This is a genomic window from Pseudomonas sp. EpS/L25, from assembly GCF_001512295.1.
Taxonomy (GTDB): domain Bacteria; phylum Pseudomonadota; class Gammaproteobacteria; order Pseudomonadales; family Pseudomonadaceae; genus Chryseomonas.
Map to the genome: position 1 here is coordinate 197388 of NZ_LNUP01000015.1, position 22204 is coordinate 219591.

Annotated in this window: 24 protein-coding genes and 1 other RNA gene; 17 read left to right on the top strand and 8 right to left on the bottom strand. The window is 67.1% G+C overall.

The genetic code is table 11. The features are described from left to right. Positions 1-5: 5 nt before the first annotated feature. A complete protein-coding gene (gene lptM, locus AR540_RS17500) occupies positions 6-131 on the bottom strand; it encodes an LPS translocon maturation chaperone LptM (RefSeq protein WP_007161378.1) in 126 nt (41 codons plus the stop codon). Between the two features lie 171 nt (positions 132-302). Between lptM and cyaY the strand changes: the two genes are divergently transcribed. Next, positions 303-632, top strand: a complete 330-nt coding sequence (gene cyaY / locus AR540_RS17505; RefSeq protein ID WP_059230484.1) for an iron donor protein CyaY — start codon at positions 303-305, stop codon at positions 630-632. 189 nt (positions 633-821) lie between these two features. After that, on the top strand, positions 822-1205 hold the full coding sequence (rnk, locus tag AR540_RS17510; RefSeq protein WP_059230485.1) for a nucleoside diphosphate kinase regulator: 384 nt from the start codon (positions 822-824) through the stop codon (positions 1203-1205). Here the strand turns inward: rnk and AR540_RS17515 are convergent. Then, entirely contained in the window at positions 1202-1480 is a 279-nt protein-coding gene (locus tag AR540_RS17515; protein WP_059230486.1) for a hypothetical protein, read from the bottom strand. The genes rnk and AR540_RS17515 overlap by 4 nt on opposite strands. A gap of 54 nt (positions 1481-1534) precedes the next feature. Here AR540_RS17515 and AR540_RS17520 point away from each other — a divergent pair, with 54 nt between their 5' ends. The 3 genes from AR540_RS17520 to AR540_RS17530 all read left to right on the top strand — a co-directional run bounded on the left by AR540_RS17520 (position 1535) and on the right by AR540_RS17530 (position 3769). Beyond that, a complete protein-coding gene (locus AR540_RS17520; protein ID WP_059230487.1) occupies positions 1535-2521 on the top strand; it encodes a magnesium transporter CorA family protein in 987 nt (328 codons plus the stop codon). 252 nt (positions 2522-2773) lie between these two features. Then, positions 2774-2849, top strand: a non-coding RNA gene (locus AR540_RS17525) — sX9 sRNA. A gap of 8 nt (positions 2850-2857) precedes the next feature. Further along, positions 2858-3769: an NAD(P)-dependent oxidoreductase gene (locus tag AR540_RS17530; RefSeq protein ID WP_269085548.1), complete on the top strand. Its 912-nt coding sequence runs from the start codon at positions 2858-2860 to the stop codon at positions 3767-3769. Positions 3770-4000: 231 nt separating this feature from the next. On the opposite strand, the gene AR540_RS17535 is transcribed toward AR540_RS17530, so the two are convergent. Continuing rightward, positions 4001-4771, bottom strand: a complete 771-nt coding sequence (locus AR540_RS17535; RefSeq protein ID WP_236712087.1) for an endo alpha-1,4 polygalactosaminidase — start codon at positions 4769-4771, stop codon at positions 4001-4003. Positions 4772-5067: 296 nt separating this feature from the next. Next, positions 5068-6462, bottom strand: a complete 1395-nt coding sequence (argH, locus tag AR540_RS17540; protein WP_059230489.1) for an argininosuccinate lyase — start codon at positions 6460-6462, stop codon at positions 5068-5070. A 129-nt stretch (positions 6463-6591) separates the two neighbouring features. On the opposite strand from argH, the gene AR540_RS17545 reads away from it, so the two are divergent. The 8 genes from AR540_RS17545 (at position 6592) to AR540_RS17580 (ending at position 14043) form a co-directional block, all read left to right on the top strand. Then, entirely contained in the window at positions 6592-7668 is a 1077-nt protein-coding gene (locus AR540_RS17545; RefSeq protein ID WP_059230490.1) for a sensor histidine kinase, read from the top strand. Positions 7669-7672: 4 nt separating this feature from the next. Further along, the gene (locus AR540_RS17550; protein WP_007161369.1) at positions 7673-8419 is read left to right on the top strand and encodes a LytR/AlgR family response regulator transcription factor; all 747 of its coding nucleotides are present in this window, start codon (positions 7673-7675) and stop codon (positions 8417-8419) included. A gap of 93 nt (positions 8420-8512) precedes the next feature. Beyond that, entirely contained in the window at positions 8513-9451 is a 939-nt protein-coding gene (gene hemC, locus AR540_RS17555) for a hydroxymethylbilane synthase (protein ID WP_059231563.1), read from the top strand. Then, a complete protein-coding gene (locus AR540_RS17560; protein WP_059230491.1) occupies positions 9448-10206 on the top strand; it encodes a uroporphyrinogen-III synthase in 759 nt (252 codons plus the stop codon). The genes hemC and AR540_RS17560 overlap by 4 nt, the downstream gene beginning before the upstream one ends. Positions 10207-10223: 17 nt before the next feature. Beyond that, positions 10224-11387, top strand: a complete 1164-nt coding sequence (locus tag AR540_RS17565) for a uroporphyrinogen-III C-methyltransferase (RefSeq protein ID WP_059230492.1) — start codon at positions 10224-10226, stop codon at positions 11385-11387. Continuing rightward, positions 11384-12592, top strand: coding sequence for a heme biosynthesis HemY N-terminal domain-containing protein (locus tag AR540_RS17570; RefSeq protein WP_059230493.1), 1209 nt, complete (start codon positions 11384-11386; stop codon positions 12590-12592). Before AR540_RS17565 ends, AR540_RS17570 begins: the two co-directional genes overlap by 4 nt. A gap of 229 nt (positions 12593-12821) precedes the next feature. Next, on the top strand, positions 12822-13307 hold the full coding sequence (locus AR540_RS17575) for a disulfide bond formation protein B (protein ID WP_082707038.1): 486 nt from the start codon (positions 12822-12824) through the stop codon (positions 13305-13307). Positions 13308-13566: 259 nt separating this feature from the next. Further along, positions 13567-14043, top strand: coding sequence for an Rsd/AlgQ family anti-sigma factor (locus AR540_RS17580; RefSeq protein ID WP_059230494.1), 477 nt, complete (start codon positions 13567-13569; stop codon positions 14041-14043). Here the strand turns inward: AR540_RS17580 and AR540_RS17585 are convergent. Further along, the gene (locus AR540_RS17585) at positions 14040-14504 is read right to left on the bottom strand and encodes a TIGR02444 family protein (protein WP_059230495.1); all 465 of its coding nucleotides are present in this window, start codon (positions 14502-14504) and stop codon (positions 14040-14042) included. The two genes, AR540_RS17580 and AR540_RS17585, sit on opposite strands and share 4 nt — an antisense overlap. 47 nt (positions 14505-14551) lie before the next feature. On the opposite strand from AR540_RS17585, the gene AR540_RS17590 reads away from it, so the two are divergent. The 3 genes from AR540_RS17590 to rhtB are packed head-to-tail and all read left to right on the top strand — an operon-like array spanning position 14552 to position 17680. Next, positions 14552-16462: an ATP-binding cassette domain-containing protein gene (locus AR540_RS17590; protein WP_059230496.1), complete on the top strand. Its 1911-nt coding sequence runs from the start codon at positions 14552-14554 to the stop codon at positions 16460-16462. Then, a complete protein-coding gene (locus tag AR540_RS17595; protein WP_059230497.1) occupies positions 16462-17040 on the top strand; it encodes a mechanosensitive ion channel family protein in 579 nt (192 codons plus the stop codon). The genes AR540_RS17590 and AR540_RS17595 overlap by 1 nt, the downstream gene beginning before the upstream one ends. 4 nt (positions 17041-17044) lie before the next feature. Then, positions 17045-17680: a homoserine/homoserine lactone efflux protein gene (gene rhtB / locus AR540_RS17600; protein ID WP_059230498.1), complete on the top strand. Its 636-nt coding sequence runs from the start codon at positions 17045-17047 to the stop codon at positions 17678-17680. A 211-nt stretch (positions 17681-17891) separates the two neighbouring features. On the opposite strand, the gene AR540_RS17605 is transcribed toward rhtB, so the two are convergent. Beyond that, positions 17892-18665: an SDR family NAD(P)-dependent oxidoreductase gene (locus AR540_RS17605; protein WP_059230499.1), complete on the bottom strand. Its 774-nt coding sequence runs from the start codon at positions 18663-18665 to the stop codon at positions 17892-17894. Positions 18666-18765: 100 nt separating this feature from the next. Here AR540_RS17605 and AR540_RS17610 point away from each other — a divergent pair, with 100 nt between their 5' ends. Continuing rightward, positions 18766-19227, top strand: a complete 462-nt coding sequence (locus AR540_RS17610) for a YaiI/YqxD family protein (protein WP_059230500.1) — start codon at positions 18766-18768, stop codon at positions 19225-19227. 10 nt (positions 19228-19237) lie between these two features. On the opposite strand, the gene AR540_RS17615 is transcribed toward AR540_RS17610, so the two are convergent. Both AR540_RS17615 and AR540_RS17620 read right to left on the bottom strand, forming a co-directional pair. Next, on the bottom strand, positions 19238-21361 hold the full coding sequence (locus AR540_RS17615; RefSeq protein WP_082707039.1) for a putative bifunctional diguanylate cyclase/phosphodiesterase: 2124 nt from the start codon (positions 21359-21361) through the stop codon (positions 19238-19240). 120 nt (positions 21362-21481) lie between these two features. Continuing rightward, positions 21482-22036, bottom strand: coding sequence for a DedA family protein (locus AR540_RS17620; RefSeq protein WP_059230502.1), 555 nt, complete (start codon positions 22034-22036; stop codon positions 21482-21484). Between the last annotated feature and the right edge of the window lie 168 nt (positions 22037-22204).

Below are 22204 nucleotides of genomic sequence, written 5' to 3' on the forward strand. Positions count from 1 at the left end.
GCTCCTTAGAACACGTCGTGGCGGTGTTCTTTGGCGGCTTTCTGGTCGTCCGGCAGGTACAGCGGGCCTTTCTGACCGCAACCGGCCAGCAGGCAGGCGCAGGCGATGAAGAGGAGGGACAGGCGCTTCATGACGCTAAACCTATACGAAAAGATAATATTGCACCGAGTATAACGGGGTTGAGCGACTCTTTGACACGCCCGGATGGGCTGCGCCGCACGCCTTGGCAAAAGCTCCGACTGGACGTCATCTGGGTGGCCCGCTACCGTGCGGCGATTCTTTCCCTTCTTTCGAGGATCGTCATGAGCCGGCTCAGCGAAGCGCAATTCCACCACCTCGTCGACCAGACCCAGCGCCAGGTCGAGGACGCCTACGACGACAGCGGCCTGGACCTCGACCTGGAGAACGCCGGTGGCGTGTTGACGGTGAAATTCGACAACGGCAGCCAGGTCATCCTCAGTCGTCAACCGCCGCTGGTGCAGCTCTGGGTGGCGGCGCGCTCGGGTGGCTATCACTTCGACTGGGACGGCCAGCACTGGGTCTGCGATAGCGCCCCGGAAACCCTCGGTGCCCTGCTGGTGCGGGTGACCCTGGAGCAGACCGGTGACAGCGTGAGCTTCCCCGGGCTGTAGCCGACCTGTGGTCGGCGCGGCTTGACCCGTGCCGAGCTCCCTGTGCTAGCGTGACTCGACGGCGCCTTTCGAGCGCCGTTTTCTTTTGCCGCTCCGGGCGGCGTCCCAAGGGGCTCCCGCAGCCCGTCATCCCAGGGTCCACCGCTGTCAGCGGCCGGGGCCGCATCGTCTCATTCCCAGGAGTTCGCCATGCGCCATGCATCGCCCATCACCGTATCCGCCGCCGATCTGCCCCGCCTCGAACGGCTGCTCGATGACTTGCCGGAGTTCGGCCCCGTGGCCGAGGCGCTGGACGAAGAGCTGGCCCGGGCCCGGGTGGTGGCGCCCGAGGAGATCGGCGCGGTGGTCACCATGAATTCCCGGGTGCGGTGCCGCGAGACCGATACCGGCAAGGAATACCAGGTGGTGCTGGTATACCCGGAGGATGCGGGCGAAGCGGGGCGGGTGTCGGTGCTGGCCCCTGCGGGCAGCGCCCTGCTCGGCGCGACGCCCGGCGAGCACCTCAGCTGGCCGGTGCCCGGCGGCAAGGAGCAGCAGGTGGAGCTGCTGGCGCTGGAGCCGATCGAGGCCTAGTCCTCCTCCCGCTCCGGCAGCTCGGGCAGGGCCCGCAGCAACCGCTCGTAGTGGGCGCCATCGAAGGGCCGATCGGCGGCCAGCATGACCTCGATCTCATAGGCCAGCGCCTGGGCCATCAGCAGCACCGCGTCTTCGCGCTCGTAGCCGACCAGGGTGAGCTTGTTGAGTACGGCCGGGACGTAATCCGGCTCGCCCGCGGCGAGCTGGTTCTCCACCGCTTCGATTAAATGGCTGGAGACGAAGGATTCTTCGTCATCGGTGTGGTCAGTCATGTCTGGATACCCCTTGTTACAGTACGACCCCCGATCCCAGCCTGGAGTCCTTCGATGATCACCTGCCATCGCCTGTCCGCCAACGAGCTGGTCGCGCAGCCGCTGTCGCCGGGAGATCCTCTGCCGGAGGACCTGCTCTGGGTGGACCTGCTCGACCCCAGCGAGGAGGAAGAGCGGTATCTGGAGCAGGCGCTGGCGATGGACATCCCCACCCGGGAAGAGATCGCCGAGATCGAGGAGTCGTCGCGACTCTATCAGACCGACCGGGCGCTGCACCTCACCACCACGGTGGTCAGCGGCTTCAGCGAGCACCAGCCGCGGGCCTCGGTGGTCAATTTCGTGCTGACCCCGGAATGGCTGGTGACGGTGCGCTATTCGGAACTGGCGGCTTTCCGCGCCTTTCTCGGCAAGGCCCAGCAGCAGGCGCGCCAGCACTGCACCAGCGATGTCATCTTCGCCGCCCTGCTGGACAGCCTGGTGGACCGGGTGGCCGACATCCTCGAGTCGGTACAGGCGCATCTCAATCGCCTGGCGCGGGCGGTGTTCCGCGAGCCCGCCGATTCCCTCCAGGAAAAGCAGCAACCGAAGACCGACCTGCAATCCATCGTCAAGCAGCTGGGCCGCAGCAACCAGCTGCTGGCCCAGCTCAGCGAGAGCCTGCTGGGCATCAACCGCATCGTCTCCTACCTGCGGCGGGCCGGTGCGACCTGGATTTCCAGCACGGCCAAGACCTGGTTCAAGACGCTGGAGCGCGACGTGCGCTCGCTGAGTGACTATCAGGCTAAGATGAATGGCGAGATCGGCTTCCTGCTCGACGCCACTCTGGGGCTGATCAGCGTGGAGCAGAACAACATCGTCAAGGTCTTCACCATCGCCTCGGTGCTGTTCCTGCCGCCGACACTGGTGGGCACCATCTACGGCATGAACTTCAAGATCATGCCGGAGCTGGACTGGCACTACGGCTATCCCCTGGCGTTGGGTGCCATGGTGGTGTCGGCGCTGATTCCCTATGCCTGGTTCAGGTTTCGCCGCTGGCTCTAGTGTGGTGTTTCAGACGTTCGCACAAGAATTGGCGAGTGATTTTTGGGCGGTTCGGCGTTCCGACTGGCTAGGCGCCGCGACGAGTCATGGCAGAGCTATGGCGAGGAGTGGCAACGCCGCCAGGACGGTCCGCCACTGCGGCCGAAAAAGCGCCGCCAAAGTGTGTAGATAACTTCTGAAACACCACACTAGAGCGGCTGGCAAAACTACTGCGCGTCCACCAGACGGACGCGTGCAGTGCTCGGAGTCCTCATGTACCCCTCGTACACTGCGGCTCCTGCGCGCCGCGCGCACCCGTCTGACAGCCGCTCGCTACGTTCTGTCAGCCGCTCTTGGCTGGCATCTCTCATCACTGCACAAGAGGACAAACCAATGCGCGTCGGATTCATCGGCCTGGGTGGCATGGGCCAGGGCATGGCGGCCAATCTGCTCAAGGCCGGACATGAGGTGGTGGTGTGGAATCGCTCTCCGGAGCCGGTCCAGGCGCTGGTCGACCGGGGCGCCAGCGCGGCGGCGACGCCAGCGGAGGCCTTCGACGTGGAGGTGGTCTTCAGCATCCTGGCCAACGATGCCGCCACCCGCGAGGTCATCCTCGACAGCGGCGCCCTGCAAGCCGCGCGGAGCGGACTCGTGCACGTCAGCATGGCCACCCTGTCGGTGGCGCTGGTGGACGAACTGGTGGCGCGCCACGCCGAGGCTGGTGTGGGCTACGTGGCCGCGCCGGTGTTCGGGCGGACCGATGTGGCCGCCAGTGGCCAACTCAACATCGTGGTGGCAGGCGATCCGCAGGCCATCGAGCGTGTCCAGCCACTGCTGGAGGTGCTGGGGCGCAAGACCTGGCCGGTGGGCGACGAGCCACGCCAGGCCAACGTGGTGAAGATCGCCGGCAACTTCATGATCGCCAGCGCCATCGAGACCATGGGCGAGAGCACCGCCCTGGCGCGCAGCTACGGGGTGGCGCCGGCGGCGCTGCTGGAGATCCTCACCAGCACCCTGTTCGCTGCCCCGGTGTACCAGAACTACGGGCGCCTGCTGACCGAGCGACAATTCTCGCCGGCCGCCTTCAAGCTCAGTCTGGGCCTCAAGGACGTCAACCTGGCCCTGGCGGCCGGTCAGGAGAAGGCGGTGCCGCTACCCTTCGCCAGCGTCCTGAGAGACAACCTGCTGGAGGCCGTCGCCCAGGGCGAGGGCGAGCTGGACTGGGTGGCGCTGGGGCAGAGGTCGCACAAGAAGGCCGGCCTCGACTGAGAACCTGTTTACGATCTCCTGGCCGTCGGCCATACGGCGTTAAAAACAGCTTCGGAATGCTCATTTACCACTTGTAAACTGCGCTTCCTCAGCTGTCTTTGCCTTGTCTGGCTCTAGTCCAAAAGATCGTAAACAAGTTCTGAGCGCCTGCTCAAAGTCCGCTGCGCGTCGGCCGAGCCGCGTTGGGCGTGGCTCCCGCTCGCGCGACCTGACCCAGATCCCGCGCCATGGCTACTTGCAGGCGGTGCCCAGTGCCGCCAGCGACAGCGGGTAGAACTGCAGGTTGTAGCCGGACGTCTTGGCCTGGCTGCAGCGCTTGGTGCTGTAGGGGCCGTAGTCGATGATCATCACCGGCTTCTTCCGGGTGCGGAAGTAGCTATAGGCGTTGCACTCGGCGTAGTCGTAGCAACTTTCGTTCAGGGCGAAGTCGAACTTGTCGTAGACGCTGGGGATCAGCTCGATGGCGTTCTTGAGCCCTACCAGCAGCTCGCGCTTGTGGGCTTCGGCGGCCAGCCAGTTGAGGAAGTCCAGCTGCTGGGCCTTGGTCAGCTTGAGGCCGTTCGGATTGGTGTAGCCATCGACATTGTCCGGGTCCACGCCCTGGCAGCCCTTCTGCACGGCGAGATCCAGGCGCTTGGCCAGCAGGGCACGGACGTCGGCGCGGCGAATGTCCAGCCAGCGCTCGCCCGGCCAGGCGTCCAGCGCCTTGCCCAGGGCCGCCTTGGGATAGAGGGCGGCATCGGGCCGCCAGTCTTCCCAGGTGCCGGCGCTGAAGTAGCAGATCACCGTCTTGCCATTGCCCTTCAGGTTGGCGATCACCGCCTTGCTGGTGTCGTAGAGGTCGATGTCGTAGAGGGTGCGATTGGGTTTCTGCAGTACGCCGTTCAACTGGACATGCCAGGTCAGCGTCTGGGGCAGCGGTGCGGGCAGGGCCGCATGGCTGGGACTGGAGGCGGTGGCGAACAATCCGCAAAGCAGGATGGAACAGGCTGGAAGGCGCATGAGGCTTGACTCGGAAGGCTGGTCAAGTCCTCAGTATCGGCTGTCTTTGCAGGGGCCTGAGTGCCGACGGTCGTACGCTCGACGGCTGGTCGGCAGCCGGCTGGCAGGCTGCCAAGGCACTCGGCCAGAGAACCCGGTCCTAGACCTGTTGTGGGCGGCCACAGCGCCCGTTGGGCGCTACGCCCGGCATTCCCCCCTGGTAGCCCTGCCGATAGACGGCAGGGGGCAGGACGATTTCGCGCGCGCCCGAGCAACCCACCACACCAAGGCGGCCGGCACCGGGAGCGGGACATCGCTTAGCGCTGGGCGAGCAGCTCACGGCCGCGCTGCACGGCGGCGCGGACCTGGGCCGGTGCGGTACCGCCGATATGGTCGCGGGCGTTGACCGAGCCTTCCAGGGTCAGGACGGCGAAGACGTCCTGCTCGATCTGGTCGCTGAAGCGACGCAGCTCGTCCAGGCTCATCTCGGCCAGGTCCTTGCCGCTGTCCACGCCGTACTTGACCGCATGGCCGACGATCTCGTGGCAGTCACGGAAGGGCAAACCCTTGCGCACCAGGTAGTCGGCGAGGTCGGTGGCGGTGGAGAAGCCGCGGCGGGCCGCTTCGCGCATGATCTCGCGCTTGGGCTTGATGGCCGGGACCATGTCGGCGAAGGCGCGCAGGGAATCACGCAGGGTGTCCGCGGCATCGAACAGCGGTTCCTTGTCTTCCTGGTTGTCCTTGTTGTAGGCCAGCGGCTGGCCCTTCATCAGGGTCAGCAGGCCGGTGAGGGCGCCGAACACCCGGCCGGTCTTGCCGCGCACCAGCTCGGGGACGTCGGGATTCTTCTTCTGCGGCATGATCGAGGAACCGGTGCAGAAGCGGTCGGGCAGGTCGATGAACTGGAACTGGGCGCTGGTCCAGAGCACCAGCTCCTCGGAGAAACGCGACAGGTGCATCATCGCCAGGGAGGCCGCGGCGCAGAATTCGATGGCGAAGTCGCGATCCGAGACGCCGTCCAGGGAATTGCCGCCGATGGCCTCGAAGCCCAGCAGTTCACAGGTGACCTGGCGCTGGATCGGGTAGGTGGTGCCGGCCAGGGCGGCGCTGCCCAGGGGCATGCGGTTGACGCGCCTGCGGCAGTCGAGCAGGCGCTCATGGTCACGGGAGAGCATCTCGAACCAGGCCAGCAGGTGGTGGCCGAAGGTCACCGGCTGGGCGGTCTGCAGATGGGTGAAGCCGGGCATGATGGTGTCGGCTTCGGCCTCGGCCAGTTGCAGCAGGCCTGCCTGCAGGCGGTTCAGCTCGGCGAGGATGGCGTCGATCTCGTCGCGCAGCCAGAGGCGGATGTCGGTGGCCACCTGGTCGTTGCGGCTGCGGCCGGTGTGCAGCTTCTTGCCGACCACGCCCAGGCGCTCGGTCAGGCGCGCCTCGATGTTCATGTGCACGTCTTCCAGGTCGACGCGCCATTCGAAGGTGCCGGCCTCGATCTCGCCGCGGATTTCGTCCAGGCCGGCGACGATGGCGTCGCGCTCGGCGCTGCTGAGCACGCCGGCCTCGGCCAGCATGCGCGCATGGGCCTGGCTGCCGAGGATGTCGTGGCGATAGAGACGCTTGTCGAAGTCCACCGAGGCGGTGAAGCGGGCGACGAAGGCGTCGACGGGTTCGCTGAAGCGTCCGCCCCAGGACTGGTTGGTTTTTTCGCTGCTCATGGATCGGCCTGCTGCTGGGCTTGTCGGTGGAGGTTGAAGGGTGCCGATGATAGCAGTCCTCAGCGGGTTCCGGCCCGAATCAGCGGAGCCGGCTTGCCGACGAGCGGTATCTGACCCACACTGCGGCTCATGATACTCGAACGCCGCAAGACCCCTCGGCCAGTCAAGGTCGATGACTTCTTCGTCCCGGCCCTGTGTGAGCCGGAGGCCCTGCTCGTCCTGGTGGTACTGGCCGAGCTGCTGGTGCTGGTCCTGGTGCTGGCCGAGCCCTTCACCCTGCAGTTCAACTGGATTCGCCTGGCGCTGGTATCGCTCTTCGTACAGTGGATCGTGCTGCTCTCGGCGGCGCTGCTCTGTCGCCTGCGGCCCTGGCTCGCACGCCATCGCCCGGTGGTGGCCGGCGGTCTCTGCTGCGCCATCGTGGTGGCCCTGACCCTGCTCTGCACCCTGGTGGCCGATTGGCTGCAACTGGCCGGGCCGCTGCAACGGACCGGCGAGGTCCGGCTGTACATGAGACATGCGCTGATCGCCTTCATCATGTCCATGCTGTTGCTGCGCTACTTCTGGCTGCAGAGCCAGTGGCGTCGCCAGCAGCAGGCCGAGTTGCAGGCACGCATCGAATCCCTGCAGGCGCGTATCCGGCCGCACTTCCTGTTCAACAGCCTGAACAGCATCGCCAGCCTGGTCGTCCTGGATGCGGACAAGGCCGAGCGCGCGGTGCTGGACCTGTCGGCGCTGTTCCGCGCCAGCCTGGCCCAGCCCGGTACCAAGGTACGCTGGTCGGAGGAACTGGAGCTGTCGCGGCGCTACCTGGACATCGAGCGTCTGCGCCTGGGCGACCGCCTGAAGTTGCAGTGGGATGTGGACGGGGTGCCGGCCGACCTGCCGATTCCCCAGCTGACGTTGCAGCCGTTGCTGGAGAATGCCCTGATCTATGGCGTCGCACCGCGCATCGAAGGCGGCCTGGTGACCATCTACGCCGACTATCGCGACGGGGTGTTCGAACTGGTCATCAGCAATCCCTACGATCCGGAAGTGGAGCAGCAGCCGAGGCCACCCAAGGGCACTCGTCAAGCTTTAAGCAATATCGAGGCACGGTTGACGGCACTTTTCGGACCAGCTGCGAGTCTCAAAATCGAACGCCGCGACCAGCGGCATACAACGTCTCTTCGCTATCCATGCGAGCGACTCATGCGGGAAGCCTGAGCTTATGAATGTCCTGATCGTCGATGACGAACCCTTGGCGCGCGAGCGTCTGGCCCGTCTGGTGGGGCAACTGGACGGTTACACCGCCCTGGAGCCGACAGCCACCAACGGTGAGGAAGCCCTCGCTTTGGTTGAAAATCTCAAGCCAGACATTGTCCTGCTGGACATCCGCATGCCGGGTCTGGACGGTCTGCAGGTGGCGGCGCGCCTGTGCGAGCGTGAGTCGCCACCGGCGGTGATCTTCGTCACTGCCCACGACGAGTACGCGCTCGATGCCTTCCAGGTCAGCGCCGTGGGCTATCTGGTCAAGCCGGTGCGCCAGGAAGACCTGGCCGCGGCCCTGAGCAAGGCCCAGCGACCCAACCGCATGCAGCTGGCTGCCTTGACCAAGCCGCCGGCCAGCGGTGGCCCGGGCCCGCGCAGCCACATCAGCGCCCGGACCCGCAAGGGTATCGAGCTGATCCCGCTGGATGACGTGGTCTATTTCATCGCCGACCACAAGTACGTGACCCTGAGACACTCCGGTGGCGAGGTACTGCTGGACGAGCCGCTCAAGGCGCTGGAAGACGAATTCGGCGAGCGCTTCGTGCGTATCCACCGCAATGCCCTGGTCTCGCGGGAGCGTATCGAGCGCCTGCAACGCACGCCCCTGGGCCACTTCCAGCTGTTCCTCAAGGGCATGAACGGCGACGCGCTGACCGTCAGCCGCCGCCACGTGGCGGGTGTGCGCCGGCTGATGCACAGCATCTGACGGCGCTGGTCGGTCGATGCCGGGCGCTCGCCGCAGTGGGGGCGCCGGTCGACCTGCTATGATGGCCGGCAATCTGACGTGCCGGTAATGTCCATGCTCCGCGAAATCCGTATCGCTACGCGCCAGAGTGCCCTGGCGCTGTGGCAAGCCGACTATGTGAAAGCCCGCCTCGAAGCGGCGCACCCTGGTCTCAGGGTCAGCCTGCTGCCCATGACCAGTCGCGGCGACAAACTGCTCGACGCGCCCCTGGCGAAGATCGGTGGCAAGGGCCTGTTCGTCAAGGAACTGGAGAACGCCCTGCTCGACGGTAGCGCCGACCTCGCCGTGCACTCCATGAAGGACGTGCCCATGGCGTTTCCGCAAGGCCTGGGGCTGTACGCCATCTGCGCGCGGGAAGACCCGCGCGATGCCTTCGTTTCCAACCGGTTCGCCGGGCTCGCCGAACTGCCCCAAGGCAGCGTGGTGGGTACCTCCAGCCTGAGACGCCAGGCCCAGTTGCTGGCGTTGCGCCCCGATCTGGAGATCCGCTTCCTGCGTGGCAACGTCAACACCCGTCTGGCCAAGCTCGATGCCGACGAGTACGACGCCATCATTCTCGCCGCCGCCGGCCTGATCCGCCTCGGATTCGCCGACCGCATCCGCGAATACCTGAGCGTCGAAAACAGCCTGCCAGCGGGAGGGCAGGGCGCGGTGGGCATCGAGTGCCGCACCGACGATGCCGAGGTGCATGTCCTGCTCGAACCCCTGCATCACCTCGACACCGAACGCCGCGTCGCTGCCGAGCGCGCCCTGAATCGCCGCCTCAATGGTGGCTGCCAGGTGCCCATCGCCTGCTATGCCGTGCAGGAGGGCGACTTGCTCTGGTTGCGCGGCCTGGTCGGCCAGCCCGACGGTGGTCTGCTGCTGCGCGCCGAGGCCCGCGGTCCGCTCAACGATCCTGCCGGCCTGGGCGTGGCCGTGGCCGAGGACCTGCTGGCCCAGGGCGCCCAAGGCATCCTCGATGCCGTCTACGGGGCCTCCGGCGCATCATGAGCGCCTGGCGCTTGCTGCTGACCCGGCCGGCGGACGAGAACGCGCCGCTCGCCGCTACCCTGGCGGCGACCGGTATCGCCAGCGCCAGCCTGCCGCTACTGGAGATCCAGCCGCTGCCGGAAACGCCCGAGCAGCGCAGTCTCTGGCTCGACCTGGACCGCTACGCCGCCGTGCTGGTGGTGAGCAAGCCGGCCGCTCGCCTGGGACTCGCCGCCCTCGACCGCTACTGGCCGCAACCGCCGTTGCAGGCCTGGTTCGCCGTCGGCGCGGCCACCGCCGCGGTGCTCGACGACTACGGTCTGCCGGTGCACTACCCCGAGCGTGAGGACAGCGAAGGCCTGCTGGCCCTGCCGGCCCTGGCCGACGCCCTGCAACGTCCCGAGCCCGAGGTGCTGCTGCTGCGCGGCGAAGGTGGCCGCGACCTGCTGGTCGACGGCCTCACGGCCCGCGGCGCTCGCGTCGAGGTGCTCGAGCTCTATCGCCGCCAGTGTCCGGAATACGCCCCAGGGCTGATCCTAGAGACCCTGGCAGCGGAACGCCTGAATGCCATCATGGTCAGCAGTGGGCAGGGATTCGCGCATCTGCAGGCCTGTGCGGGTGCGGATTGGCCCGCAGTGCGTCGCTATCCGCTGCTGGTACCCAGTGCCCGTGTGGCCGAGCTGGCCCGTGCCAGCGGCTGTCGTCGCGTGATCGACTGCCAGGGTGCCAATGCCGGCGCCATCGCCGCCGCACTTGCCCAACATCATCCGGATTGACCCTACAAGGAATCCCTGTGAGCGAAACTCAAGCCCCCCGCGCCGACGACGTCTCCCCCGATCCCGTCGTGACTCCCACGTCGCCTCCGCCCGCGCCGCCCCCGGTGAGCGCGCGTCGCAAGGGCTCGGGCAAGGCCTCGGGCGTGGCATTGCTGGCCCTGCTGGTGGCCGTCGGTGGCCTGGGCGTGGGCGGCTGGAGTGTCTGGCAACTGCAGCAGGTACGCCAGGCCGAGCAGGCCGGCGCCGCCCAGGCCGAGGATCTGCGCAGTCAACTGCGCCAGCTGGAAACCCGCAACCAGGCGCTGAGCGCCGATCTCGGCCGGTTGCCCTCGGCCAACGAACTGGAAGAGCGCCGCCGCCAGCTGGCCGCCCTGCAAGGCGATCAGCAGCACCTCGCCGAACAGTTCAAGGAAGTGGTCGGCCAGAGCCGCCAGGCCTGGCGGCTGACCGAGGCCGAACACCTGCTGCGCATGGCGACCCTGCGCATGACCGCGCTGCAGGACGTCCCCAGCGCCCAGAACCTGCTGCAGGGCGTCGACGACATCCTCAAGGCGCAGAACGATCCGGCCGCCTTCGCCGCCCGCCAGCAACTGGCCAACGCCCAGCAGACCTTGCGCCAGCTGCCCGATCTGGATCGCACCGGCCAGTTCGTCCAGTTGGCCTCCCTGCGCAACCAGGTGCAGAGCCTGGAGCCCTTGCCGCCGCGTTTCGCCACCACGGTGGCCGACCAGCCGGGCGTGGGGAAGGCCGCGGTGCCGCCCAGCAGTGCGCTGCAGCAGTGGTGGCAGGACTTCCGCCAGCGCATCTCCAGCTATTTCCGCATCGACTTCTCCGCCGACCAGCCGATCCGGCCGCTGCTGGCCGAGGAATCCCTGGCCCAGGTGCGCCTGGCCATGAGCCTGGCGCTGGAACAGGCGCAGTGGGCCGTGCTGAACGGCAACCAGGAGGTCTATCGCCTCTCCATCGAGCAGGCCGAAGACGTCCTCGCCGCCCACTTCAACAACCAGAATCCCGACAGCCGCGCCGTCAGGCTGCGCCTGCAGGAGCTGGCCGAGCGTCCGGTGACCTTCGAGGCGCCCGACCTGACGCCGGCCCTCACCGCGCTGCAGGCCTACATCGCGCAACGTCAGCAAATCCAGCCGACCAATGCCGCCGGCGCGGCTCAGGAGAATCGTCCATGAAGCGCCTGTACCTGCTGTTCCTGTTCGCCCTGCTCGTCGGCCTGGGGGTCGCCGTGGTGCTGGCCAAGGAGCCGGGCTACGTGCTGCTGTCCTACAGCAACTTCCGCTATGAATCGAGCCTCTGGGCCTTCCTGGCGCTGCTGGTGGCCGCCTGGCTCGCGCTGTCCATCCTCAAGCTGGTGCTGGGTGCCCTGGGGCTGACCGGCAAGGTGCTCAATCCCTGGTCGCGGCACAATCGTCAGCGGCGCCTGGATCAGGCCCGCCACAAGGGCCAGCTGGAGCTGGCCGAAGGCAACTGGAGCAACGCCCTCAAGCACCTGAAGAGCGCTGCCGAACATGCCGACCAGCCGTTGTTCGTCCTGCTGGGCGCCGCCCGCGCCGCCAACGAGCTGGGTGACCTGGACGAGCGCGATCGCCTGCTGCGCCAGGCCCGCGAGCGCGAACCCCAGGCCGATCTCGCCATCGGCCTGCAACAGGCCCGACTGCAGATCGACCGCGGCCAGTACCTGGAGGCGCGCGACAGCCTGGCGCCGCTGCAGGCCAAGTATCCGAAGAACGGCGAGGTGCTGCTGCAGCTGCAGCGCCTGCAGGTGACCCTGCGCGATTGGCCGGCGCTGATCGCCCTGCTGCCGCAACTGCGCAAGCAGCAGGTGCTGCGTCCGCAGGAGCAGGACGACCTGGAGCGCAAGGTCTGGATCGCCACTCTGGACGAGGTACCGCCCCAGGGTGCGGAGTCCGCGCTGGACGCCCAGTGGCAGCAGGTGCCCACGGCGCTCAAGGGCGATCCGGCGGTGGTGCTCGCCTATGCCCGCCAGCTACGCGCCATCGGTCGTGACGACCTCGCCGAAGAGGTGCTGCACATCACCCTCAATCGCCAATGGGACGAGCGCCTGGTCGAACTCTACGGCCAACTGCGGCCACGCGATGCCAGTCGCCCGCTGCAGCATGCCGAGGGGTGGCTCAAGGATCGTCCCCAGGACCCGGTGCTGCTGCTGGCGCTGGGCCGCCTATGCATGAGCAACCAGCTGTGGGGCAAGGCGCGCGATTACCTGGAGACCAGCCTGGCCCAGCGCCCTTCCGCCATCACCGCTGGCGAACTGGCCCGGGTCGCCATCCAGCTGGGCGACGTGAGCCGTAGCCAGCAGTTGCTGCAGAGCCAGTGGCGCGACCCTGCGTCCGCTTCGCTGCCGGCTACACGCAGCTGATTCGGCTCATGGCCCTCGTGCGTGGCCACCCGGTGGGCGCGCACGAGAATCGGTCAACCTGCCGTACCGCTCCTGGAACCGGGTCTGAACCCGTCATGCGCCCTCGTGCGGACCCCTTCCCAAGCCGCTACGACATCGTACAGCCATAGAGGTGTCACCCCGGTCCTTGAAAGGTGCCCGGGCTTTCTCTACCGTAACGTCCCAATTCCCTGCTGGAGACGGCGCGTCCGTGACTAGTCCCCGCTTCATCTTCCTGTTCATGGCTGCCACCTGCGCGGTACTCATGGGCGTCGGTCTCTATCTCGAGCACGTGGTCGGCCTCGAGCCCTGCCCCCTCTGCGTGGTGCAGCGGATCTTCTTCATTCTGGTCGGAGTGGTCGCCCTGATCGCGGGCATCCAGGCGCCGGGTCTGCGTGGACGGCGCATCTACGGCGTGATCCTCTTGTTGCTGGCCGCCGGTGGTGCCGCTACCGCCGGCCGCCAGGTCTACCTGCAAACGGTGCCGGCGGAAGAGCTGGCGGCCTGCCTGCCGAGCCTGGACTACATGATGCAGGCGCTGCCCTTCCAGGAAATCATCCGCCTGGTGCTGCACGGCACCGCCGACTGCGCCGAAGTCAACTGGACACTGTTCGGCCTGAGCATCCCGGAATGGAGCCTGCTGGCCTTCGTCCTGCTCATGGCCCTGAGCCTGGTCAAGATCTTCCGCCGTCGCTAGTGTGGTGTTTCTGACGTTCGCGCAAGAATGGGCGAGTGATTTTTGTTCGGTTCGGCGCCCCGAGTGGCAACGACGTCCAAGGCGGTCCGCCGCTGCGGACAAAAAGCGCCGCCAAAATTGTGTAGGTGATTTCTGAAACACCACACCAGGCCTTTCTCCGAGCAACGGCACTCGCCTGGCGAGACGATGTCGGTATAGTTCCTGATAACCCCCGGGCGCCTGCGCCCGGACCGTTTCGCCCGTATAGAGAGCTGCCGTCATGCTAGAAACCTGCCGCAATGCCCAGGAACGCTGGGGTGGGGTCCACCAGCTGATCGACCGCTGGCTGATCGCCCGCCGCGAGCTGGTGACCGCTTACGAGACTCTGGATATGGAGCCCTTGCTGGCCCCGGTACGCGAGGTGAGCGAACTGGAGCGCCTCTGCGACATGCTGGTCGACTACATGTCCACCGCGCATTTCGAGATCTACGAGCAACTGGTGGCCGAAGCCCGGGAATTCCAGGACGAGCGCGCCATCGAGTTCGCCGACAGCGTCTATCCGCGCCTGCAGGCCCTGACCGACGCCGCCCTGAACTTCAACGACAGATTCGAGCGCGGGGCCTATCGGGACCCGGGGCTGTTGACCATCGAACTCAAGCTGCTGGGCGAGACCCTGCGCGAGCGCTTCGAACTGGAAGACTGCCTGATCGAAGTGCTGCACACCGCGCACCAACAGCCGCGCCTGGCGTCGGTCTAGCCCCGGCTCACCCGCGCTGCCTCGGCCAGCAGGTCGAGGTCCGCGGCGGCTGCCTCGCGCGGTGCCAGCGCATGCAGCCAGTCCCCCGAGCCCTGCGCCTCGCGGCACGGCCAATGGCCCGCGAGTCGCGCCAGACGCGCGAGCTGTTCACGTTCCGCGGCCAATTCCAGGCCCTTGAGTTGCTCCCGCAGAGCCGCCAGGCTCTGGTCCGCGCTGGACGCGGCCTTCCAGGCCTGGCGCAACTGGCGCAGGGGGCGGACCACCGTGTCCTGCCAGTGCCGCGAGGCGCGCTGCAGTCGAGCCAGCCCCTCGGCATCCAGGGCGCAGGCACGGTGATCCAGCCAGAGCGCCGTCAGCACCAGGCAGACGTCGGCGCCGGCCTCCTGCAGACGCAAACAGGCGCCTTCCACGCCGGGCCGGGCGTATACTGCCAACGCGAATTCCCACAGGTCCTCTTGCATGTCCGCCTCCCCGTTCGTGGGTGGTGGAGCTGCTACACTCCGCCGCCATGATCCGACTACAGAACCTTACTCTACAGCGCGGTCCCCAGCGTCTGCTCGAAAACGCTGACCTGACCCTGCATCCCGGCCAGAAGGCCGGGCTGATCGGTGCCAATGGCGCCGGCAAGTCCAGCCTCTTCGCCCTGTTGCGCGGCCAGCTCGGCGCCGACGCCGGCGACTGCCACATTCCAGCGGCCTGGCGCATCGCCCACATGCGTCAGGAGGTGGATACCCTGGAGCGGCTGGCGGTGGACTACGTGCTCGACGGCGACGTCGACCTGCGCCGCATCCAGCGTGAACTGGCAGCCGCCGAAGTGGCTCAGGACGGCAACGCCCTGGGCCGGCTGCACGCCGATTTCGAGGCCGCCGACGGCTATACCGCCGATGCCCGGGCGCGCAAATTGCTGGCCGGTCTGGGCTTCACCGCCGCGCAGATGGAGCGCCAGGTCGGCGACTTCTCCGGTGGCTGGCGGATGCGCCTGAACCTGGCCCAGGCGCTGATGTGTCCCTCGGACCTGCTGCTGCTGGACGAACCCACCAACCACCTGGACCTGGACGCCATCCTCTGGCTGGAAGACTGGCTCAAGGGCTATCCCGGCACCCTGATCCTGATCTCCCACGACCGTGACTTCCTCGATGCGGTGGTCGACCATGTGGTGCACCTGGACCAGCAGACGCTCACCCTCTATCGCGGCGGCTATTCCAGCTTCGAGCGTACCCGCGCCGAGCGCTTGGCGCAGCAGCAACAGGCCTACGACAAGCAGCAGGCCCAGCGCGCCCACATGGAGAAGTACATCGCTCGCTTCAAGGCCCAGGCCACCAAGGCCCGCCAGGCGCAGAGCCGGATCAAGGCCCTGGAGCGATTGGAAGAGCTGGCGCCGGCCCATGTCGACTCGCCCTTCGAATTCGTCTTCCGCGAGGCGGACAAGCTGTCCAGCCCGCTGCTCGACCTGGCCGAAGGCCGGCTCGGCTACGGCGAGACCACCATTCTGCACCCGGTGAAGCTGCAACTGGTGCCGGGGGCACGCATCGGCCTGCTGGGCCCCAACGGTGCCGGCAAGTCGACCCTGATCAAGACCCTGGCCGGTGAGCTTGCGCCCCTCGGTGGACGTCTGCAACGCGGCGAGAACCTGGCCATCGGCTACTTCGCCCAGCACCAGCTCGATTCTCTGGACGCCAAGGCCAGTCCGCTGCTGCACCTGCAGCGCATCGCCCCCGGCGAGCGCGAGCAGAGCCTGCGCGATTTTCTCGGCGGCTTCGACTTCCGCGGCCCGCGCTGCGACGAGGTGGTACTGAATTTCTCCGGTGGCGAGAAGGCGCGCCTGGCCCTGGCCTTGATCGCCTGGCAGAAGCCCAATCTGCTGCTGCTGGACGAACCCACCAACCACCTGGACCTGGACATGCGCCTGGCCCTGACCCTGGCCCTGCAGGAGTTCGCCGGAGCGGTGCTGGTGGTCTCCCACGATCGTCACCTGCTCAAGAGCACCACCGACGAATTCCTGCTGGTGGCCGACGGCAAGGTCCAGGCCTTCGACGGCGACCTGGACGACTACAGCCGCTGGCTGGTGGACTTCCGCGCCCGCCAGGAGCCGATGCTTGCCGGTGACGGCGCGGTGGTCGACAAGACCGACCGCAAGGCCCAGCGCCAGGCGGCCGCTGCCTTGCGCCAGCAGCTGGCGCCCTTGAAAAAGACGGCCGACAAGCTGGAGGCGGAGCTCGGCAAGCTGCAGGAAAAACTCGCCGCCCTGGAGACCCGGCTGGGCGACAGTGGCCTCTACGACGCCGCTCGCAAGGACGAGCTGCGCCAGGCCCTGGCCGACCAGGCCGCTACCAAGACCCGCGAAGCCGAGCTGGAAGAGCAGTGGCTGGAGGCCCTGGAGCGGCTGGAAAGCCTGCAAGCCGAACTCGAGGGGGCCTGATGACACAGTGGCTGCACACCTGGCTGCCGGGTTGGGGCGACTATCTGCTGGTGGCCGGCCAGGTCGCCCTGGTACTGCTCATCGGCTACGTGCTGCAACGCATCGTGGCGCGCGCCGTCACCGGCCTGGGCGAGCGCTATCCGCTGCCGCCGCAGATCGTCCTCGGGCTGCGTGGCACCCTGCGCTGGCTGATCATGGGCAGCGCCATCCTCATGGCTCTGGAACGCTTCGGGGTGTCCGCCGCGGTGCTCTGGACGGCCATCTCCGGCTTCGTCGCCGTGGCCGCGGTGGCCTTCTTCGCCATCTGGAGCGTGCTCTCCAACCTGTTCTGCGCAGTGCTGATCTTCACCGTCGGTCCCTTCCGCCTGGGTGATCGCATCGAGGTGCTGGATGCGTCCGACAAGCCGGGCATCAAGGGACGGGTGGTGGCCATCAACATGCTCTTCGTGACCCTGCAGGAACTGGACGACAATCAGGAAGCCACCCTGGTGCAGATCCCCAACACACAGTTCTTCCAGAAGTCGGTGCGCCGCTGGCGCGATGCCGACGGGTCCTTCGATTTCCATCTCGACAGGTGAATCCATGAATCTGCAGCTCTGGACCGGTTTCTTCATCGCCTGCTGGTTGATCAGCCTCTCGCCAGGGGCGGGCGCTGTCGCCTCCATGAGCGCGGGTGTCAACCACGGTTTCCGTCGCGGCTACTGGACGGCGCTGGGCCTGCAGCTGGGACTGGCGCTGCAGATCGCCGTGGTCGCCGTAGGCGTCGGCGCCTTGTTGGCGACCTCGCAGCTGGCCTTCACCCTGATCAAATGGTTTGGCGTGGCCTATCTCGCCTACCTGGCCATCCGCCAATGGCGCGCGGCGCCGCTGGACCTGGGTGAACAGGTGGTGGGCGAACGTCTGCCACCGCGGATCGGTACCTTGGTCATGCGCGGCTTCCTGGTCAACGTGAGCAACCCCAAGGCGCTGATCTTCCTGCTCGCGGTGTTGCCGCAGTTCGTCGATCCCCACGCGCCCCTGGCCGCGCAGTATCTAGTCATCGGGGTGACCATGGTCACCGTCGACCTGATCGTGATGGCCGGCTACACCGGTCTGGCTGCTCAGGTGCTGATCCTGCTGCGCACGCCCCGGCAGCAGCGCATCACCAACCGGGTGTTCGCCAGCCTGTTCCTCGCCGCGGCCGCGCTGCTGTCCACGGTGCGCCGCGCCGCGGTCTGAGAGCCTGTTCAAGGCCTGCTGCGCGTCGGCCAAACTGCGTCGGATAGACCCAGGACCGCTAGCCCGGCCTGGGCGGCCCCGTCGCGATGCTCATTTGTCATTTGTAAACCCGAGCGCGGGCCCGATCCGCGCCCTCAGGTGTTTTCGCGGGGCCGCCTAGGCCTTGTCTGGCTCTAGCTCGCGAGCCTTTGCACAGGCTCTGCGATGGGCGTTACCACTCCACCGGCTGCCCCGCCCAGTCCCAGAAGCTGCCGGTATCGGCCGGGGTGCGCGCGGCCAGCACCTCCAGCAGCCGCGCGGCGGCATGATCGGGCGTGAACAGCTTGTCGGCGGGCACCCGTGCCTGGAACGGGCGCGACAGTGCCGTGTCGGTGGTGCCGGGATGCAATGCCAGCACGCAGCTCTCCGGATTCAGGCGCGCCAGCTCGATGCTGGCGCAGCGCAAGCCCTGGTTGAGCGCGGCCTTGGCCATGCGGTAGCCGTACCAGCCACCCAGGCGATTGTCGCCAATGGAGCCGACCCGGGCCGAAAGCGTCGCCACCTGGCAGGGGTGGTGCCCCTTGAGTAAGGGAGTCAGGTGCTTGATCAGCAGCAGCGGCAGCACCGCGTTGACCAGATAGCTTTCCTGGAGGCCCGCTTGCTCGACCTGGGCAAGACTCTTCTCGGCACGGGCCTGCGCGCCCTGCAACAGGCCCGCGGCGCACAGCAACAGGTCCAGGCGCGGGAAGCTGGCGGTCAGGCGGGTGGCGAGCGCCGCCAGAGCAGGCTCGTCCAGGCCGGCGACCGCGACCCGTTGCAGACGCCCAGGATGCTGGCGGGCCAACCGTTCCAGACCTGCATGGTCGTCGGCGTGGCGGGCACAGGCCCACACCTGGGCCACATCCTCGCGGGCCAGCAGCTGTTCGCAGAAGGCCAGGCCGAGGCCGCCGGTGGCGCCGTACACCAGGGCCTGGGCCGGTTGCGCCAGGCGTTGCCAGAAGCTCATGGGCGAACTCCAAGAGGATAGGTATCCCTTCCGACCGCGCCGCTGCGCTGGGGTGCGCCCCGCAAGCGCGGTATCCTGGGCTTTTGCCGGAGATTTCCCCGTGATCCTGTGGATCGATGCCGATGCCTGTCCGCGCGCCGCCAAGGAGCTGGTCTGCAAGTTCGCCTTGAAGCGCAAGCTGGAGGTAGTGTTGGTGGCTGGCCAGTCGCAGATCAAGCCGCCCTTCGCTTGCGTGCGTCTGGTGGTGGTGCCTAGCGGACCGGATGCCGCCGACGACCATCTGGTCGAGCAGGCGCAGCCGGGCGACCTGGTGATCTGCAGCGACATTCCCCTGGCCGACCGGCTGGTGAAGAAGGGCGTGGCCGCTCTCGACCCCCGCGGCCAGGAGTTCGACGAGCGCAACATGGGCCAGCGCCTGGCCATGCGCAACCTGATGACCGATCTGCGCGACCAGGGCCAGATGGGGGGTGGCCAGGCCGGCTACGGCGAGCGTGACCGCCAGGCCTTCGCCAATGCGCTGGATCGCCTGATCACCCGGTTGCAGCGCGAAGCGGCCAGCTAGGCGCGGCCCGCTAGGCCGGCAGCGCGGTGACGCTGGCCTGTTGCTGCAGCCAACTTCTGAGTTGCGGCAGCGGGACCGGGCGGCTGAACAGATAGCCCTGCATGAAATCGCAGTCGTTGGCGTGCAGGAAGTCGCGCTGTTCGGTGGTCTCCACCCCTTCGGCCACCACCTTGAGCCCCAGCTTGTGCGCCATGGCGATGATCGCCGCGGCGATGGCCATGTCGTTGTGCTGGTGAGGGATGGTGCGGACGAAGGCCCGATCCACCTTGAGCGAATCCACCGGCAGGCGGCTGAGATAGGCCAGCGACGAGTAGCCACTGCCGAAGTCGTCGATGGAGACGCGCACGCCCAGGGTACGGATTTCGCCGATTACCTCGATGGCCACGTTGAGGCTGTGCATCAGGGCGTTTTCGGTGACTTCGAGGATCAGTGCCGAAGCGGGCAGGTCTTCGGCCTGCAGGGCCCTGGCGATGGCCTGGGGCAGCAGGCGGTCGCCGAGGTTCAGCGCCGAGCAATTCACCGAGACCCGCAGGTCGCGATAGCCCTCGCGGTGCAGCTGGGCGATGTCCGCGCAGGCCTGGCGCATGACCCAGCCATCCAGCTCGCCGATCAGGCCGGTCTCCTCGGCGACGCGGACGAAACGTTCCGGGCTCAGGGCGCCGAGGGTCGGATGCTGCCAGCGTACCAGGGCTTCCAGCGCCAGCGGTCGGCCGTCGGGGACGACGATGGGCTGGTAGGCCAGGTGCAGGCCGCCCTGGGTCAGGGCGTGACGCAGATCCATCTCCAGGCTGAGCAGGTCGTCGGCTTCGCGCTGGAGTTCGTTGGCGAATCTCTGGCTGCGGTTGCGTCCGCTGCGCTTGCAGTGGCCGACCGCCAGGCCCGCGCTGCGCAGCAGCTGGCCGGCATTGGTGCCGTCCTGGGGATAGTGGGCGATGCCCAGGCTGAAGGTCATGGCGATGCGTTGCCCGGCGAGTTCGAAGGGCGGACGCAGTTGTTCCAGCAGACGCAGGGCCAGCGGCTGGCTGTCGCCACGGGTACCCAGGGGCAACAGCAGGCTGAATTCATCGCCGGCATAGCGCGCCAGCGGCAGATCATTGTCCAGCACCGCCCGAATCCGCTGCGCCACCTGCACCAGCAATTCATCGCCCAGGGCATGGCCGAGGCTGTCGTTGATGCGCTTGAAGTGATCGACGTCCAGCATCAGCAGGGCGAATTGCTCGTCGTTGCGCGCCTGGCTCACCGCGCGATCGACGGTCTGGATGAAGCTCGAACCGTTGAGCAGATGGGTGAGGGGATCATGCAGGCTGATCTGGTCGAGGGTGGTGGAGACGCGCTCCAGGCGCAGGCGCTGGGCGTGGAAGCGCTCGCCGGCCCAGGCGGCGAGCAGGCCAGCCATGATGATGAAGAGGGTGCCGATGGCGATGCCGGTACCCAGCTCCAGATGCTGGATCATGCCCGGCGAGTCCTCCGGCACGAAGCCGACGGGGACGGCCAGCGTCAAGGCGGCCATGCCGGTGAAGTGCATCGAGACGATGGCGAACCCCAGGCCCAGGCTACCCAGCAGGCGCAGCCAGACGGTCCGCAGGCCGGTCCGGCCGCGCAGCCGGAAGGCCAGCAGCAGGGCCGCCAGCGACGCCAGGCTGGCGATCACCACGGATACCGCGACCAGCAGAGGATCGTAGATCTGCTGGGCCACCGAATGCATGGCCAGCATGCCGGTGTAGTGCATGGCGGCGATGCCCAGGCCGGCGGCGAGGGAGGCGAGCAGGTACTGCGTCGTGCTGAGGGACTCGCGCCCGATGAGGTGCATCACCGTGTAGGACACTGCGATGGCGATCAGCAGCGAGGTCAGGGTCTGCAGCGGGTCGTAATGCACGTGGATGCTGATCTTGAACGACAGCATGGCGAGGAAGTGCATGGACCAGATGCCACCGCCCAGGGCGATGGCGCCGATCAGCTTGGCAAGCTCGCTGCCGCGGCGGGAACGGCTGGTGGTCACCCAGTCGGCCATGGCCAGGGCGGTATAACCAGCGGCACTGGCGATGAGGTACGACAGAAAGACCAGCAGGCCTTCGTATTCGTAGGCCCCCAGGACCTGGTGGCCCGCAGGAAGCAAGGTGGAGAAATTCAGCATGCTCAATCGCCAGCTTGCCGCAGGAGGCACGAGAAAGGGGGACGATGTTCAGGACATCGGCCGCAAGGACCACGTCTTTAATTGTACCGACGGGCGTAGAGGAACGGCAGATGGCAGACGCTAGACCTTTGGCGCGCGGCTGCGCCGCCACAGCCAGAGCAGCAGGCCGATCACCACGAAGCCGCCCAGCACCATCAGCTCGTAGCGCTTGAGGTTGCCCAGCACCCCCTCCAGCACGGCGCCGAAGTGATAGGCGGCATAGCCCAGCACGGTCGCCCAGACGATGGCGCCGATGCCATTGAGGACCAGGTAGCGTACCGGCGGATAGCCGGACAGGCCGATGGCCACCGGCATCACGGTGCGCAGGCCATAGACGAAGCGAAAGCTCAGGACCCAGAGGTCCGGGTGGCGGCGGATGTGGGCCAGGGCCTTCTCGCCGGCCGCTTCCCACTTGGGTTTGCGCGCCAGCAGCTTGCGCCCGTGGCGACGGCCGAGGAAGTACCAGAGCTGGTCACCGGCGTAGCTGCCGCAGAAGGCCACCAGGATCACGGTCTGGATGTTCATGTACTCGCGGAAGGCGAGAAAGCCGGCCAGCACCAGAATGGTTTCGCCCTCGAAGAAGGTTCCTAGAAAAAGGGCGAAATAGCCGAAATCATGGAGGAATTGCTGGAGCATTCGGCACTACACGAGGCGGAAAGAGATGGCGCAGCCTACCCCGGTTGCCGTCTGGAAATAAAGTGTGACGGGCTTCCGTCCGCCGGACGCCGAGCGGTCGCCCGGTGATTTCACTGCGACCCTGTGTCACGTGGGGTCCGGCCGGCGTCTGCCTTGGATAGGACCTAT